Source organism: Amycolatopsis sp. NPDC104775 (assembly GCF_055583325.1).
In genome coordinates this window covers 27,199-42,036 of record NZ_JBVJOE010000006.1, presented here as the reverse complement: position 1 = coordinate 42,036, position 14,838 = coordinate 27,199, and the positions used below count along the sequence as shown (strand labels likewise).

Here is a 14,838-nt window from a genome sequence, read left to right as displayed (position 1 = left end):
TCAGCCGATATTACTGCCCGGTAACTTTAGCGCGGTGCGGCCGCCGAACTCCACCGCGTCCACCCGGCCGTGGCCGTCGCGCCGGAAACGCGCGCTGGGCCTGCGGGTGTCCGAGGCGCGGGCGAGCACGTCTTCGGCGACGAAGACGACCTCGAACGGCGGGGCGGAAAGGATGTCCGGATCCTCGGTGTCGAGGACCATCTGCGCCCAGAGCGAGCCGTCCCGTTCGGTGACCTCGAAGATCAGCGAACCCGTCCGATACCGTCCAGGGCAGTCGCCCGGGTCGATCGCCCGGGGCGGGCGACCGTCCAGTTTGGGCAGGCCAGCCACGTTTTCCAGACACCAGTCGACGACCCGCGGGCCGAGCGCGCCGCCGCCCGCGCTGTTGGTGAGCACGGTGACCGCGAAGTCCTCGCCCGGCACCATGACGAACTCCGACAACTGCAGGTTGCTGACGTTCCCGCCGTGCCGCACCAGCTGCGCGTCTCCGTGGCTCAGCCGCAGCCAGGACAGCCCGACCTCCTCCATCGGCAGCGCGCCCTTGCGCTGCGCGGCGTGCATGAGACGGCGGGTCTCGTCGCTCAGCACCTCCCCGCCGGTCAGCTGGAAGCGAGCCCATTTCAGCTGGTCACGAGCAGTCGACCAGAGACCTCCGGCCGGAGCGTCGGCCCGGGCGAGGCCGATGGTGTGCGCGACCGCCGGGCCGTCCTCGCGCAGCGCGTGCCCCACCGCGTGCCGCCGGGTCAGCACCTCCCAGGGCTGGAAGTGCGAATCGGTCATGCCGAGCGGCTCCAGCAGCCGAGTGCGGACCAGGTCCTCGTAGGTGCCGCCGGACACCGCTTCGGCGACACGGCCGGCCAGCAGGAATCCGGCGTTGCAGTAGGAGAACACCTCGCCGACCGGGAACACCTGCGGCAGCTCGTCGAACTGCCGCACGGCACGGGCGAGCGCGTCGTCGCCCCAGCCGGTGTCGACCTCGATGTCGCCGAGAAAGCCGGACGAGTGGGTGAGTAGGTGGCGCAGTGTCACCGTCTTGGTCGCGAGCGGGTCGGAGAGCCGCAGGTCCGGGAGGTATTCGGCCACCGGCTGGTCGAGGTCGAGCACTCCGTCCTCGACCAGCACGAGCACCGCGGCGGCGGCGAAAGTCTTGCTCGTGGAGCCGATCATGAACAGGGTGTCGTCGTCCACCGGCGTTCCGGTGTCCACACTGGACACTCCCGCGGTAAGCAGGGTTTCCTTGCCCTGGTACACAATTCCGATCGAGACGCCGGGAACCCCCGCCTCTCGCGCCCATTCGCCCAGCAGTCCCCGGAGTTCGTCTGCGCTCATGCGGCCAGCCTGGCGCCCGCGGGCGCGGCGGCGATGGTGGAAACGAACGAACCTCGCGCACCCGCTTCGTCGGTTCGGGCATGGCGGCCTGCGGGCGATATCACGTAGCCCGCTGGATCTTGGGGCGGTATAGTCAGGGATGCGGTCCGCTCAGTTCTGCCTCGGACCGCGTTTCACTGTTGTCGACGACCACGCGCCGCAGCCGCCCGAGGCCGCGCCGGGCAGGACAACCGCGCTACGTACGGAGATACGGGACGCTTTCGCGTCCGCACCCATCATGACGACTTTCACTGAACTCGGCCTGCCCAAGACTCTTGTCGACGCCCTCGCCGCGCAGGGCGTCACCGAGCCGTTCCCGATCCAGGCCGCCACGCTCCCGCACACGCTCGCCGGCCGCGACGTGCTCGGCCGCGGCCGCACCGGCTCCGGCAAGACCTACGGCTTCGTGCTGCCCGTGCTGGCCCGCCTCGCCGCGGGCCCGACGCGGCGCCGCCCCGGCAGGCCCCGGGCGCTGATCCTCGCCCCGACGCGCGAGCTGGCCACCCAGATCGAGGCCGCGATCGTGCCCCTGGCGCGTCCGCTGGGCCTCAAGGCCACCACGATTTTCGGCGGCGTGAGCGCGAACCCGCAGATCACCCGCCTGCGCGACGGCGTCGACATCGTCGTCGCCTGCCCCGGCCGGCTCGCCGACCACATGCGTTCCGGCGAGGCGAAGCTGGACAAAATCGAGATCACCGTGCTCGACGAGGCCGACCACATGGCCGACCTGGGCTTCCTGCCCGAGGTCCGGCGCATCATGGCGGCGACCCCCGAGCGCGGCCAGCGCCTGCTGTTCTCCGCGACGCTCGACAACGGCATCGACGTGCTCGCGAAGCGCTTCATGAACGACCCGATGCTGCACAGCGTCGACTCGGCGCAGTCGCCGGTCTCGACGATGACGCACCACGTGCTGCACCTCGAGGAAACGCACCGCCTGCCCGTCCTGGTCGACCTGACCGCGGCCCCGGGCCGCACCCTGGTCTTCACCCGCACGAAGCACCGCGCGAAGGCACTCACCCGCAAGCTCGTCGCGAGCGGCGTCCCGGCGGTGGAACTGCACGGCAACCTCGGCCAGAACGCGCGCACGCGCAACCTGGAAGCGTTCTCCTCCGGCACCGCGAAAACCCTGGTGGCTACCGACATCGCGGCCCGGGGCATCCACGTGGACGACGTCACGCTGGTGATCCACGCCGACCCGCCGGTCGAGCACAAGGCGTACCTGCACCGCTCCGGCCGCACCGCGCGGGCAGGCGCCTCGGGCACCGTGGTGACCCTGATGACCGACGAGCAGGTCTCGGACGTCCGCGCGCTGACCCGGAAGGCGGGCATCTCGCCGACCACCACGCGGATCTCGCCCTCGCACCCGCTGCTGGCCGAACTGGCCCCCGGCGACCGTTCGTTCACCGCTTCGCCGCAGCGTCCGGTGGTGGACAACCGTCCCAAGACGGTGACCGCTTCCGGTGCCGCTCCGGGTACCGGCCGACGTCGGGGCGCGCCTTCGGAAAACCGCGGCGGCCTGGGCGCCCGATCCGGTTCGCAGCCCCGCCGTTCCGGCGGCCGGGGCACGCCTCGGCAGGGCGGCGAGACTCGTTCTTCGGAGCGGCAGCCAGGTCAGGCCCGCCGGGAGGACCAGCGCCGCGGTTCGGGAGCCGGTCGCCGAGGCGCGGAGGGCACCGGCCGTCGTGCGTCCGGCGCCGACCGTCGCGGCTCCGGCCAGCCGCCCCGCAACCGCCGCAACGGCTCGGCCGGACGGCGGCAGTCGGAGGCCTGAGCAGTGCTCCAAGCGGGCCGGGGACGAGCTTGTCCCCGGCCCGCTTTGGTGCGCGGCGGGAAGTCAGCCGAACCAGTCGCCGATGTCCTTCCACTGGAAGGCTTCTGTCCACGAGCCGTCGTCGGCAAGCCATCCGGCGAAGGCGGCGGCTACTTTGTCTCGCGAGACAGTGAGCGTCTGGTAGTGCAGTGTCGGCTTCCCTGCTCGGTACTCCAGCTGGTACACGCCGTTGTCGCGAAGCCACACCTGAATGAAGACGTTATCCGGATCCGCGTCGCTGGAGACGACCGCGTTTCCGCCGCGTGCCATGGCTTCCAGCACCGCGACGACGTTGTCCTCGGTCACGCCTTCCACCCGGACGCCGTTGGACGCCTGCAAAGCCGCCTTCACCGCGCGGGCCCCGGATCTGCCCAGAACTCCCTGATTTCGTCCGTCATGCCGTACTCCCGCGGGATTTCGAACGACGCGGCCATCGGATACGGCTCCGAACGGATGCGGCGACGCTCCTCCTCCGACAACTCCGGCAGCTTCCTCCGCCGGGCCCGCGCCAGCTTCCGCGGCTTCCCCTCGTGCACGCATACCGCGCCGATCGCCAGTGCCTTGCAGATCATCATTCCCGCGCCGGACGGCGTCGACGGACCCTTCAGCGAAACCCAGTACGCGATGGAACCCAGCCGGAGCAACTCGTCGTCGGTGCACGAGACGACCCACTCCGCCGCGGCATCCTCGCCGTACTCGATCAGATCCCTTTGAATCAAACCTCTTGTTGCCGAGATCATGTCCCCTCCTCGAGGCCAGGATATCGGTGCGGTACGACGATCGAGGACGACCGCCTGATCACCGCGAGGACCAGAACAGCAAAAACGGCCCCACTCCCAGGAAAAGCAACGCGGCCCCGTTCGTCTTCCGGTACTCCAGCAGCAACGCCACGAACTCCCGCAGGAACGCGCTAGGCACGAAATACGACGCCGTCCGCGCCCCGATCACGTTGATCCGCAACCCCAGCTGCCGCGCCAGCACCGCCGTGCGGAACACGTGGTAGTTGTTCGTCACGGCCAGGATCGGGCCGGAAAACCCGCGCTGCTGAAGCAAAGCGACGCTGAACCGCAGGTTCTCGCCGGTCGTCGTAGCGCGGTCCTCCAGCACGATCTGCTCCGAAGGAACGCCAGCCGCGATCAGGTACCGCGCCATCGCGTCCGCCTCTGACGTCAGCTCGTCCGCGCCCTGTCCGCCGGACACGACCAGCAACGCTCCCGGCGACCGCTCCTGTACCTGCACCGCGCGGTCGAGGCGGCTGGCCAGCAGCGGCGGCACCCGGTCGCCGAGCAGCCCCGAGCCCAGCACGATCACCGCGCCGGCGCGGGCGCGGCGGGTGACCCGGCTGTAGAGGATCGAGTACAGCAGCAACGCCGTGAACAGGAACGCCAGGTAACCGGTCACTAACAGCACCGCCATCGCAGTCACCCGCAGCAACGGCTGGTCGTCGAAGATCAGCGAAGTCACCGCGAGGGCGAACACGGCGAGCAAACCCAGTCCGGCCAGCAGTGACAGCAGATTCGCCAGCCGCCGTCCTTCTCGCCGCAGCATCACGACGCCGTTCGCGATCAGCGCCCACGGCAGTGCCAAGGCGCCGAGCCCGCCGACGAGCACCACTGCCGCGATGATCGCGATCTGCGCCCATTCGACGTGGTTGAAAAACGACAGCAGCCACAGTCCGGTGAACCCGAGCGCGACCAGGAACCACACCGCGTTGCCGACCCGCCGGGGCTCGCGCGCGAACCGTACGACGAAAACGAGCACAGAGGCGATCGCGAACAGCCCGGAGGTCATGGTCGGCATTCTGTCTGCCGCGTCCGGGCGGCGCGCGAGCAGGTACTCAGAGTGACGCCGTCAGGCCCCGCGCCCGCAGCACCGAGCGTTCGAGCGGGCGGAACACGATCAGCTCGATCGCCACCCCGACGAACAAAATCAGGAAGATCGCGGCGATCACCTTGGGCATCGAGTTGTACGACGAGCCGTCGTTCAAATACGTCCCCAGCCCGACGCCGAGGCTCGGCGAGCGCGCGATCAGCTCCGCGGCCATCAGCGAACGCCACGAGAACGCCCAGCCCTGTTTGAGCCCGGCGAGAAACCCGGGCAGCGCGGCAGGAAGCAGGATGTGCCGGGCCGCGGCGAACCGCCCGGCGCCCATCACCTTGCCGACGCGCGGCAGGATCGGCGGGATCTGGTCGATGCCGGACACCAGGCCGTTCGCGATCGACGGGACCGAGCCGAGCAGCACGACGAAGTAGATCGCGGCGTCGTTGATGCCGAACCAGATCACCGCGGCGGGCACCCAGGCCACCGACGGAAGGCTTTGCAATCCGCTCAGCAGCGGCCCGATCGCGGCGCGCACCACGCGGACCTTCGCCACCAGGATTCCCAGCGGCGTGCCGATCACGACTCCGGCGGCGAAGCCGAGCGCGGCGCGGTGCACGGAGGTCCAGATGAAGCCGAACACCGAACCGTCGGTGACCGTGCCCCAGAACTCGGCCCAGACGTCCAGCGGCGCGGGCAGCGAGGTTTCCGGCCAGAACGCGGCTGCCCACAGGATCTGCCAAGTGGCCACCAGCAGCACGAGCGCGCCGAGCGGCGGCAGGAAACCGCGCACGAAGCGACGGCGCAGCGACGTCGGCCGCGCGCCGGTGGGAGTGTCGAGCCGGTCCAGGCCGGCGCCGACGGCTTCGTCGAGTTCGGGGGCCGCCTGGTCAGGCTGCGGCATGGGTGCTGATCACCTTTCGCAGATCGGCCGTGATCTCCTCGGCCAGCAGTTCAGCGTCAGCGGACTGCACGTCGTCCCATTCGCGGACCACGCGGCCCGGACGCGACGACAGCAGCACCACCCGCTGGCCAAGCCGGACGGCCTCGCGCACGTCGTGCGTCACGAACAACACCGACGTACCGGTGCTCCGCCACACTCGCAGCAGCTCGCCCTGCAGCACGTCGCGGGTGATCGCGTCGAGCGCGGCGAACGGTTCGTCCATGAGCAGCAACGCGTTGCCGTCGTCGCCGCCGACGCGGTGGGTCGCGGCCAGCGCGCGGGCCAGCGCGACCCGCTGCCGCATCCCGCCGGACAGCTCGTGCGGACGCTTCCGCGCCGCGTCGCTCAACCGCACCAGGTCCAGCAGTTCAGCGGCCTTCTCGCGACGCTCGGCGCGGCCGAAGCCAGCGAGCCGCAGCGGTAGTTCCACGTTCCGGGACGCGGTCAGCCACGGCATCAGCGCGGCCTCCTGGAACATCACCGCGGGCCGCGAAGTGGTGAGAGTGATCTCGCCCGCGGACGGCTGGTCGAGACCGGCGACGAGGTTCAGCAGCGTGCTCTTCCCGCAGCCGGACGCACCGAGCAGGCAGACGAACTCTCCCGGCTCGACGGTGAGGTCGACCCCGTCGAGCGCGGTCACCGCGCTGCTGGCGGAGCCGAACACCTTGCCCACGCGGTCGAGATGCACGGCGGCGGTCACTGGTCGCGCCAGGGTGGTGGTCATCGCGGATCGCCTTCCGGTCGGGACGTCACTTGGCCAGTTCGGGCGCGTTGACGGCGGGAAGCTGCTGTGCCTTGAGGACCTCGTTGAGCGGGCCGAAGTCGGCGAACCCCTTGAGGTCCACCACCTTGTCGACCACACCAGCGGTCACCGAGTCCTTGGCCAGCTGCGGGAACTGCGCGGGCACCGGGTCGGTGGTCAGTTCGATGTTCGCGAAGGCGCGGTCGAGCACGGCCGGGCTGAGCGAGCTGCCGGACAGCTCCTTGAGCGCGCCGTTGACCACGGTCTTCGCCTCGGCCGGGTTCTTCTTCGCCCAGTCGATCGCCTCCAGCTCGCCTTTCAGCAGCGCGCGCACGGTGTCCGGGTGCTGCTTGAGGAATTCGCTGCGCACGATCGCGACGGTGCTCGGGAACCGGCCGTCGGGCCACAACGATTTCTCGTCGACCAGCACCTTCGCGCCCGCGTCGGCCACCAGCCGCGACGACCACGGCTCGGGCAGCCAGCCGCCGTCGACCTCGCCCTTGCGGAAGGCGTCGAGCGTCTTCGGGTTGTCCAGGTTGGTCACGTTCACCTGGCCGGTCAGATGCTTTTCGGCGAGGAACTTCTTGAGCGCGACGTCCTGGGTGTTGGCCAGCTGCGGCGTCGCGATCGTCTTGCCCTTGAGCTGGTCGATCGAGGCGATCCCGGGTTTCACCACCAGCTGCGCGCCGCCGGTGACCGCGCCGGCCACGAGCTGGATCGCGCCCTTGGACTTGGTGAAGGCGTTGATCGCCGGTCCGGAGCCGATGAACGCGACGTCGAGCGAACCGCCGAGCAGCGCGTTCACTTCGGACGGACCGGCGTTGAACGTCTGGGTCGTGAGCTTCGTGCCGCCGAGGTTCTGCGCGAAGAAGTTCTTCTTGACCCCGATCAGCGCGGGCGTGTGCGTCACGTTCGGGAAGAAGCCGACGCGCACCTCCCCGGCGGCGCCCTGGTTGGTCGCGGCCTCGGTGCGGTCCGCGCGGGAACACCCGGCGAGCGCCCCGAGCGCCGTCAGCGCGGCGAGTGCGGAAGCGAGCAATCGGGTTCGCGGAAATGTACGCACAATGGCCCTTTCGCGGTCAACGGAACGCGGGGAGAATGACACGTTCACCCGCGAGACTGCATATGCATCCGCATCCCGGGAAATTGTGTGGGATTACTTGACAGGCGCGGGCCTCACCTGCTTGTCAGGAGCGAGACGTCTCCGAACTCGTGCCACAGATAGTCCCGGCGCACCGCCGCGTCGTAAGCCCGCTGCACCAGCTCGGGACCGACGACCGCCTCGAGAAGCAGCAGGTGAGACGCCTCAGGCGGATGCAGTCCGGTGACCAAACCGTCCACCGCGCGAGCAGGCCGGTCCGGGCCGAGCACCAGTTCGGTCCAGCCCGCCGCCGCGGTGACGAGCCCGCCGGGATTCGCCGCCGATTCGATCGCGCGTACCGCCGTTGTCCCTACTGCGATTACGCGTCCACGCTGGTCACGCACCCAATTGACCAAGGCGGCAGTCGTCGCCGGAACGCGAAATCGCTCACCATAGGGCGGTTCCCCGGCTTCCGGCGACGAGACGCCCGTGTGCAACAAGATCGGCGCGAACAGCACGCCCCGCGAGACCAGCCGCGTGACCAGCTCCGCAGTGAACGGCCGGGCCGCGCTCGGCATCTCCGCCGAACCCGGATCGAGCGCGAACACGGTCTGGTAGTTCGGCAATGGCCACGCGCGCGGGACATAGCCGTAGCGAATCGGCCGCCCGACCTTCGCGAGATACCGCTGGACCTCCCCTTCGACTTCGATCTTCGCGCGCCACAACCGTTGCGCACCAGCGACGTGCGGCTCGCGCAGCGTGATGCCAGCCCCGGCGGGCAGGCTGAGCCGCTCCCCCGCGCGGCCGTCGAGAAGCGGGCCGTCAGGGGCTCGAAGTTCGACCACCCACGTGCCGTCGTCGAGTTCGGTCGAGAAGTGGACGGTGATGACCTTGTCGTCCCGCACCGCGTCGACCGCGGCGGGCAGCGTGCCAGACGTGTTGATTACCAACAGATCTCCGGGCTGCAAGAACTCAGGAAGGTCCCGGAAAGTGGCATGCTGCACGCCTTCCGGACCGGCCGTGAGAAGCCGCACCTCGTCACGAGCGAGCCCACGCGCTTCGGGCGGCGCGGACGCGCTCCGGTCTTCGGCCAGGTCGAACCGGGTGCGCGGGGCGGTCATGACTGCACCAGCAGATCGGCGGCCTTGAACCGGCCGCTCGGCGGACGTTCCGCCAGCAGCCGCAGAAACGCCGGTACCGCGGTCTCCGGCAGCGGCCGGTCCGAGATGTCCTCGCCGGGGAAAGCCGCCTGGTGCATGGCCGTGCGCAGGTCCCCGGGATCGACGGCATACACCGCGAGGTCTGGGTTTTCGACGCCCAGCACCGCACTCACGTGGTCCAGCGCGGCTTTCGCCGAACCGTAACCACCCCAGCCTTCGTACGCCTCCACGGCGGCGTCGGAGCTGATGTTCACCAGCATGCCCTTCGCCGCGGCGAGCGCGGGCAACAGCAACCGGGCGAGTGCGAGCGGAGCGAAAACGTTGGTGCGGAAGACAGTTTCCAGCTCGTCCGGCGGATACTCGGCCAGCGGCGGCAGCGGACTGACGCCGAGCGTGCTGGCGTTGTTGACGAGCAGGTCGAGCCGGGGCCCGGCGGCTTCGGCGAGCTGGGCGCGGTGCGCGGGATCGGTGACGTCGCCGGGCACCGGGGTGAACCCGGACTCCGCCGCGGCGGCGCGCAACGTCCCCGGGTCGCGTCCGGTGCCCAGCACCGTCCATTCGCGACGGACGAGAGCCGAGGCGAGCGCCCGGCCAAGACCGGCGGAAGCGCCGGTGACAACAGCTACTGGCATGGTCCCTCCAGAAGTAGGCACCTACCAGCGTGCGACCTCTACCTTACTGGAGGTCAACCGGGCGGCGGCCGCGCAGCAGCAGATACGCCAGCAGCGAAACGACGAACCCGGCGTAGTAAGCCAGATCCGCTCCGTGCAGCGCGGCGGCGACCGGTCCGGTGTAGACAGTCGTGTTCATGAACGGCACCGCCGCCGCGAAGCCCACCACGAACGCGACCAGCGCGGCCCAGCTACGCACCGGACGCCGCAGTTCGGCGAGCACATCGATCTCCCGGCCACCACGCGTGCGGCGCAGCCAATCCGGCACCACGACCCCGAGGAACGGCGGGATCCAGTAACTCACCACCAGAAGGACGTTCTGGAACTTCGCCGCCAGATCGCCGCTGTGCATCCAGAGGATCAACGCGAACGCCAGCACCGTCACGACCACCGCCGACACCGGACGGCGCACCCGCACGCCGACAGTCTGCAGCGCGAGCGAGCCGCTGTAGTCGTTCATCGCGTTGGACGACACCGCGGCCAGCGCGATCACCAGCAACGCCACCGCGCCCAGCACCCCGCCGCCGAGCAGCGTCGACACCCCGGCGGCGGTCTGGTCGCCCAACGCCGTGCCGAGTGCGAGACCGATGCCCTCGCCGATCGCGTACGACGCGGTCAGACCGAGCAGGGTGAACCAGAAGACGCCGCTCGGCCGGGTCGCAGCGGGCAGATAACGGCTGAAATCGGACGCGTAAGGAGCCCACGAAATAGCGAGGCTGAGCGTAATGGTGGAAAACAGCACGACCGCACCGCCGAAATCGCCGCCGGTCGCGGAATCGGCGAACGTGATCGGGTGGTCAAGCACCACCTTTACGGCGAGCGCGACAAATGCGACAACCAGCACCACGCTCATCACAGCCTGGACCCGGTGGATCACCGCGTAGCCGAACACCCCGAGCGTGCATTGCAGCACCAACACCACGAGGACCGCGGCCCAGAACGGCAGCCCGGTCAGCTGCGCCAGCGCTTCGCCGCCGAACAGCCCGACCAGCGCGTCCCACGCGATCGAGCCGAGCCATTGCACCAGGCCGGGCAGCACGACGCCGCGGCCGAACGCCAGCCGGGCGAGCGGCAGCTGGCCGGTTCCGGTGCGCGGGCCCCAGGTCGACAGCCACGCGACCGGCAGCGAACCGACCACGGTGCCGATCAGCGCGATGACGAACCCGGTGGTGAAACCGAGCCCGAGCGTCGCGCCGAGGGTGCCGGTGAACACGGCGGTCATGGTGAGGTTCGGCGCGAACCACACTCCCGCGAGCCGCCACGGCCGCCCGAACCGGTTCGCGTGCGGGATCGGGGTGATTCCGTGCGTTTCGATCGCGAAATCCCCGGCCCCGGACGGCATCCGGCCGCCGAACACCTCGGCGTCGATCCCGCTCATTTCGTGCCCTTTCTCCCGGCTGACCCGTGAGTCTGAACCGGACTCCCCCGCCGCGCCAATACTCTGTGGCGTTCCCGACCCGTTCTCGGCAAGATCGCCTCAATGGGGGAAGGACCACGCACGCCTCTGCGCCGTCGCGCGTTCGCCGTTTTCTACACCGGACGACTGGTTTCGCTGCTGGGCAGCGCGATGACCCCGGTCGCCCTGTCGTTCGCGGTGCTGGGAAGCAGCCACAGCCCGACCGACCTCGGCGTCGTGCTCGCCGCCGGAATCGTTCCGATGCTGGCGTTCCTGCTCGTCGGCGGCGCGGTCGGCGACCGGTTCCCGCGCAACCGCGTGCTGCGGCTGTCGAACCTCGGCGCGGGCGCGGCGCAACTGGTCGCCGCGGCCATCCTGCTCACCGGCCACTACTCGCTGGCCGCCCTCTCCGTGACCGAGTTCGCCGGCGGGATCTGCACCGCGTTCACCACTCCGGCGCTGCGCGGGATCGTGCCCCAGATCGTCCCGGCCGAGTCGCTGCGCCAGGCGAACTCGCTGCTGGCGACCAGCAAGAACCTCACCAAGATCGGCGGTCCCGCCGTGGCGGGAGTGCTGGTCGGCACGGTCGGCGGCGGCTGGGCGATCGCGGCGGACGGAGTGTCGTTCGTGCTCGCCGCCCTGCTGTACCAGACGGTCACGCTGCCCCCGGCGAAAAACTCCGAGCAGCACAGCGTCTTGCACAGTGTGCGAACCGGCTGGCGGGAGTTCTGGCGGATCGGCTGGCTGTGGCGAGTGGTCACCGCGTTCACCCTCTACAACATCGTCTTCACGGGCGGCTGGCTGGTGCTCGGCCCCGGCATCGCGCAGGACACCATCGGCGCGGCCGGATGGGGCGCGGCACTGAGCATGCGCGCGGTGGGCGCGTTGCTGTCCGGACTGGTGATGTACCGGCTCGCGCCGCGACGGCTGTTGCCGTTAGGACTGGCGAGTGCCGCGCTGACCGCGCTGCCGCTGGTCGCACTCGGCCTGCACGCGGGTTTCGCCCTGCTGGCGGGCTCGACGTTCGTCGCCGGATTCTGCGCGGGCGTCATGGGCGTCGCCTGGGACACGACGTTGCAGGAGAACATCCCAGGGCATCTGCTGTCCAGGATGGCGGCGTTCGACGATTTCGGTTCCTACGCGGGCATTCCGGTCGGCGAGCTCCTGGCCGGACCGCTCGGGTCCGCGTTCGGCGCGCCGCAGGTGCTCCTCGCCGGAGCGATCGTCCTGGTCGTCACCACGCTGTACCCGCTGCGCTCCCGCACCGTCCGCGCGCTGCGGCATCCGCCGGTCCGCGTGCCCTGACGTGAGAAGGGCCTGCCAGGAGATCCCGGCAGGCCCTTCCTTCACCCCTCGGTCACACCAGCAACAGGAACGCCACTCCGTTCGGCGAGCCGAGGCCCGTCACGTCGTCGTAGCCCTTGGTCGTGTGGATCGTCAGGTTCGGGTAGTCGAGCACCCGGGCCGAGGTTTTCAGCCCGGCCGACGCGTCGACCCCGTTGGCGAAGTCCACGCGTTGCACCGCTCCGTCGACGTGCTGCACGTCGTGGATCGCCGACGTGCGCGACGTCAGCTGGTACAGCACCGGGTTGATGAATCCGTGGTGGAAGTGGTCGAGGCTGTCGGCCACCGCCATCACGCCCGCGAACACCGGCGACGCCAGGCTCGTGCCGCCGATCCGGTACTGGTCGTAGTAGACGCCGTCCGGGAAGGTCTGCGTCTGGCCCACGAGGAACCCGGTGTTCGGGTCGGCGACCGCGGAGATGTCCGGGACCACGCGGCCCTTCGCGCCGCCGGTCTGGTTCTTCGTGGACAGCGCGTCCGGCACGATTCCCTTCTGGTAGAAGGGCTGGCCGAACAGCCGGCTCGTGCCGCCGCCCGCGCCGCCGTTGAACGCGCCCGGGAACGCCGGGGTGTAGACGCCGTTGGTCAGCGTCGACTTGCCGGTCTCCCAGCCGGTTTCGAAGATCCGCTTGCCGTCCTGGCCGACCGCCAGCGACGTCCCGCCGACCGCGGTCACCCACGGAGCCGAAGCGGAGAAGTCCGGCGAAGGCGTGCCAAGGCGGGCGACCTCGTCGCCGTTGTCGCCCGAGGAGAAGTACACGCCGATGCCTTCGAGCACCGCCTGCATGGAGATCTGGTTGAACACCTTGACCTCGGAGGCCGGGATGTCCTCGCCGGTGTCGCCATAGGAGTTGGAAATGATGTCGGCCTTGTGGCCCGCGACGACGTAGTTCAGCGCGGTGTCGAGAGACAGGTCTTCGCAGTCCTGCCCGCCGACGTACAGGATGTCCGCGCCCGGCGCGAGCCCGTGCGCGGCCTCGACGTCCAGGGTTTCCTCGCCGTACCAGCCGGAAGCGTCACACTGGTCCGGCCCTTCGAGCACCGGGTTCGCCGGGAAAATGTGCTGTTTGAACTGCTTTTGGGTCAGCGGGTGCGCCGGGTCGTTGCGCTTGGCGTACTCGGCGGCGTCGGCGTAGATCGTCGGCGAAGCGAACGCGTCCACGATGGCGATCGTGGTGCCGCGCCCGTCCGCACCGAACTTCGCGACCTGGTCCAGGCCGTACGCCGAACGCAGCTGCGCGGGCGTGTAACCGCACGGCGCGTACGGAAGCTGCTTGCCGTTGTACGCCGGGTCGGTCGTGTCGGTCTTCTCGCCGTAGTAAGCACTGCACGGACCCGAATTGCGGAACCCGTTGCTGGGCGGCGCGGTCGACGGGCTGCCCTGCGCACGGGACTGCTTCTTCGCCGAGGCGTCCGCACCGTCGGTGTGGTCCGGCTTGAAGAGATTCGTCGCCTGGTCGACGCCAACGACGCCGAGCACGTCGTTCGCCAGCGCGGCCGGGACCGACAGGTCCTTGTCCGCCGCCCGGAGCGTCTGCCCCTTGACCTGGTACTTGCCCAGGGTCACGGCGAACGCGCGCTGCACCTGGTCGGCAGTGCCGGTCGCCTCGACATACGCCCGGTTGGACGGCACCTCGCCAATGCTGAACCCGCTTGCGGACAGCCAATTCTTGACCGCCGAGACCGTCTGGTCGGTAGCCGCGAACTGGTCCCGCACCTGATCCGGCGACAGGTAATGCCGGTACGAGCGGCTGTTCGGATCGGACACCGACTGCGCGGCAGCCTCCGCCGCGCCCTGGTCCTTGAGGTTCAAGTAAACCCGAAAGTCCATAGTGGACGAACCAGCCGCATCGGCCACCTTGGACTGCGGTTTGGCCCACACCGGATGCGATTGCGGAATGTCCGCCCGCCCCTGAGCCGACGCCACGGCAGGCGAAGCGGCCAAGCCGCCCACCACCGCCAGCGAAAGAAACATGGTGACGCTTCTACGCACAGCAACTCCCTCGTGTTGCGCGGCCCCTCGACCCCCCGCCTGCCGCCGGAACGAGACTAGGTCCGCCACCACCCGCCGGGGAAGCGTCCGGCCCAGCGGTGCGGAACCGTTATCTGCCCCCCGCTTTCGCGCACAAAGGACACCCCGCGCCAAAGTCCGTTTCATCCACACTGTCCACAGCGGAATGTGCCGAAATCAGCGAAACGCCCGTTTCCCACCCCTCCCCGCACAGCACTAGACGCCCCGCAACACCACCTACGAAGGTCGCACAATCCAGACCCGCACCACAAAACTCACCCACCCCGCCATGCCCGCGAGGAGAACCCCGAGAGATCAGATTCCCCCGGGTTCCCCTCACAGACATCCGCACCCACACCCAACGATCGAGGCACCCACACCCTCCCCCGCACCCCGATACGAAGCCTCCCTGCGGTTCGGGGGTGCTTGTCAAGGCATCTTTCCCGCCTTCGCCAACACCCCCACACCGTTCGGCCACTCGTGATTCTGGGTGC

The 14,838-nt window shown here is 69.5% G+C and carries 13 protein-coding genes; 2 read left to right on the top strand and 11 right to left on the bottom strand.

What is annotated here, in order from left to right; translation table 11 throughout:
• Window positions 1-1,329 (bottom strand): serine hydrolase domain-containing protein, encoded by a 1,329-nt coding sequence (locus tag ACZ63D_RS26355; protein WP_465357041.1) that lies wholly within the window; start codon window positions 1,327-1,329, stop codon window positions 1-3.
• 277 nt (window positions 1,330-1,606) lie between these two features.
• Between ACZ63D_RS26355 and ACZ63D_RS26350 the strand changes: the two genes are divergently transcribed.
• The gene (locus tag ACZ63D_RS26350) at window positions 1,607-3,139 is read left to right on the top strand and encodes a DEAD/DEAH box helicase (protein ID WP_465357040.1); all 1,533 of its coding nucleotides are present in this window, start codon (window positions 1,607-1,609) and stop codon (window positions 3,137-3,139) included.
• A gap of 63 nt (window positions 3,140-3,202) precedes the next feature.
• On the opposite strand, the gene ACZ63D_RS26345 is transcribed toward ACZ63D_RS26350, so the two are convergent.
• The 9 genes from ACZ63D_RS26345 to ACZ63D_RS26305 all read right to left on the bottom strand — a co-directional run bounded on the left by ACZ63D_RS26345 (window position 3,203) and on the right by ACZ63D_RS26305 (window position 10,971).
• Entirely contained in the window at window positions 3,203-3,484 is a 282-nt protein-coding gene (locus ACZ63D_RS26345) for a hypothetical protein (RefSeq protein ID WP_465357039.1), read from the bottom strand.
• Between the two features lie 41 nt (window positions 3,485-3,525).
• Window positions 3,526-3,918: a hypothetical protein gene (locus tag ACZ63D_RS26340; RefSeq protein ID WP_465357038.1), complete on the bottom strand. Its 393-nt coding sequence runs from the start codon at window positions 3,916-3,918 to the stop codon at window positions 3,526-3,528.
• Window positions 3,919-3,976: 58 nt separating this feature from the next.
• Window positions 3,977-4,969: a YdcF family protein gene (locus ACZ63D_RS26335; protein WP_465357037.1), complete on the bottom strand. Its 993-nt coding sequence runs from the start codon at window positions 4,967-4,969 to the stop codon at window positions 3,977-3,979.
• Window positions 4,970-5,015: 46 nt separating this feature from the next.
• Window positions 5,016-5,900, bottom strand: a complete 885-nt coding sequence (locus ACZ63D_RS26330; protein ID WP_465357036.1) for an ABC transporter permease — start codon at window positions 5,898-5,900, stop codon at window positions 5,016-5,018.
• The gene (locus ACZ63D_RS26325) at window positions 5,887-6,663 is read right to left on the bottom strand and encodes an ABC transporter ATP-binding protein (protein WP_465357035.1); all 777 of its coding nucleotides are present in this window, start codon (window positions 6,661-6,663) and stop codon (window positions 5,887-5,889) included. Before ACZ63D_RS26325 ends, ACZ63D_RS26330 begins: the two co-directional genes overlap by 14 nt.
• A gap of 25 nt (window positions 6,664-6,688) precedes the next feature.
• Entirely contained in the window at window positions 6,689-7,744 is a 1,056-nt protein-coding gene (locus ACZ63D_RS26320; RefSeq protein ID WP_465357034.1) for an ABC transporter substrate-binding protein, read from the bottom strand.
• Between the two features lie 113 nt (window positions 7,745-7,857).
• Window positions 7,858-8,883, bottom strand: a complete 1,026-nt coding sequence (locus tag ACZ63D_RS26315) for an S-adenosylmethionine:tRNA ribosyltransferase-isomerase (RefSeq protein WP_465357033.1) — start codon at window positions 8,881-8,883, stop codon at window positions 7,858-7,860.
• Entirely contained in the window at window positions 8,880-9,554 is a 675-nt protein-coding gene (locus ACZ63D_RS26310) for an SDR family NAD(P)-dependent oxidoreductase (protein WP_465357032.1), read from the bottom strand. Before ACZ63D_RS26310 ends, ACZ63D_RS26315 begins: the two co-directional genes overlap by 4 nt.
• A gap of 43 nt (window positions 9,555-9,597) precedes the next feature.
• A complete protein-coding gene (locus tag ACZ63D_RS26305; protein WP_465357031.1) occupies window positions 9,598-10,971 on the bottom strand; it encodes a purine-cytosine permease family protein in 1,374 nt (457 codons plus the stop codon).
• A gap of 102 nt (window positions 10,972-11,073) precedes the next feature.
• Here ACZ63D_RS26305 and ACZ63D_RS26300 point away from each other — a divergent pair, with 102 nt between their 5' ends.
• Window positions 11,074-12,294: an MFS transporter gene (locus tag ACZ63D_RS26300; RefSeq protein ID WP_465357030.1), complete on the top strand. Its 1,221-nt coding sequence runs from the start codon at window positions 11,074-11,076 to the stop codon at window positions 12,292-12,294.
• 52 nt (window positions 12,295-12,346) lie between these two features.
• Here ACZ63D_RS26300 and ACZ63D_RS26295 read toward each other — a convergent pair whose 3' ends face one another.
• The gene (locus ACZ63D_RS26295) at window positions 12,347-14,326 is read right to left on the bottom strand and encodes a S53 family peptidase (RefSeq protein ID WP_465357029.1); all 1,980 of its coding nucleotides are present in this window, start codon (window positions 14,324-14,326) and stop codon (window positions 12,347-12,349) included.
• Window positions 14,327-14,838 lie beyond the last annotated feature (512 nt).

Coding starts and splice junctions, on each gene's coding strand:
- ACZ63D_RS26340 (WP_465357038.1), bottom strand. CDS start 3,918: ATGATCTCGGCAACAAGAGGTTTGATTCAAAGGGATCTGATCGAGTAC.
- ACZ63D_RS26300 (WP_465357030.1), top strand. CDS start 11,074: ATGGGGGAAGGACCACGCACGCCTCTGCGCCGTCGCGCGTTCGCCGTT.
- ACZ63D_RS26335 (WP_465357037.1), bottom strand. CDS start 4,969: ATGACCTCCGGGCTGTTCGCGATCGCCTCTGTGCTCGTTTTCGTCGTA.
- ACZ63D_RS26325 (WP_465357035.1), bottom strand. CDS start 6,663: ATGACCACCACCCTGGCGCGACCAGTGACCGCCGCCGTGCATCTCGAC.
- ACZ63D_RS26330 (WP_465357036.1), bottom strand. CDS start 5,900: ATGCCGCAGCCTGACCAGGCGGCCCCCGAACTCGACGAAGCCGTCGGC.
- ACZ63D_RS26305 (WP_465357031.1), bottom strand. CDS start 10,971: ATGAGCGGGATCGACGCCGAGGTGTTCGGCGGCCGGATGCCGTCCGGG.
- ACZ63D_RS26310 (WP_465357032.1), bottom strand. CDS start 9,554: ATGCCAGTAGCTGTTGTCACCGGCGCTTCCGCCGGTCTTGGCCGGGCG.
- ACZ63D_RS26355 (WP_465357041.1), bottom strand. CDS start 1,329: ATGAGCGCAGACGAACTCCGGGGACTGCTGGGCGAATGGGCGCGAGAG.
- ACZ63D_RS26315 (WP_465357033.1), bottom strand. CDS start 8,883: ATGACCGCCCCGCGCACCCGGTTCGACCTGGCCGAAGACCGGAGCGCG.
- ACZ63D_RS26350 (WP_465357040.1), top strand. CDS start 1,607: ATGACGACTTTCACTGAACTCGGCCTGCCCAAGACTCTTGTCGACGCC.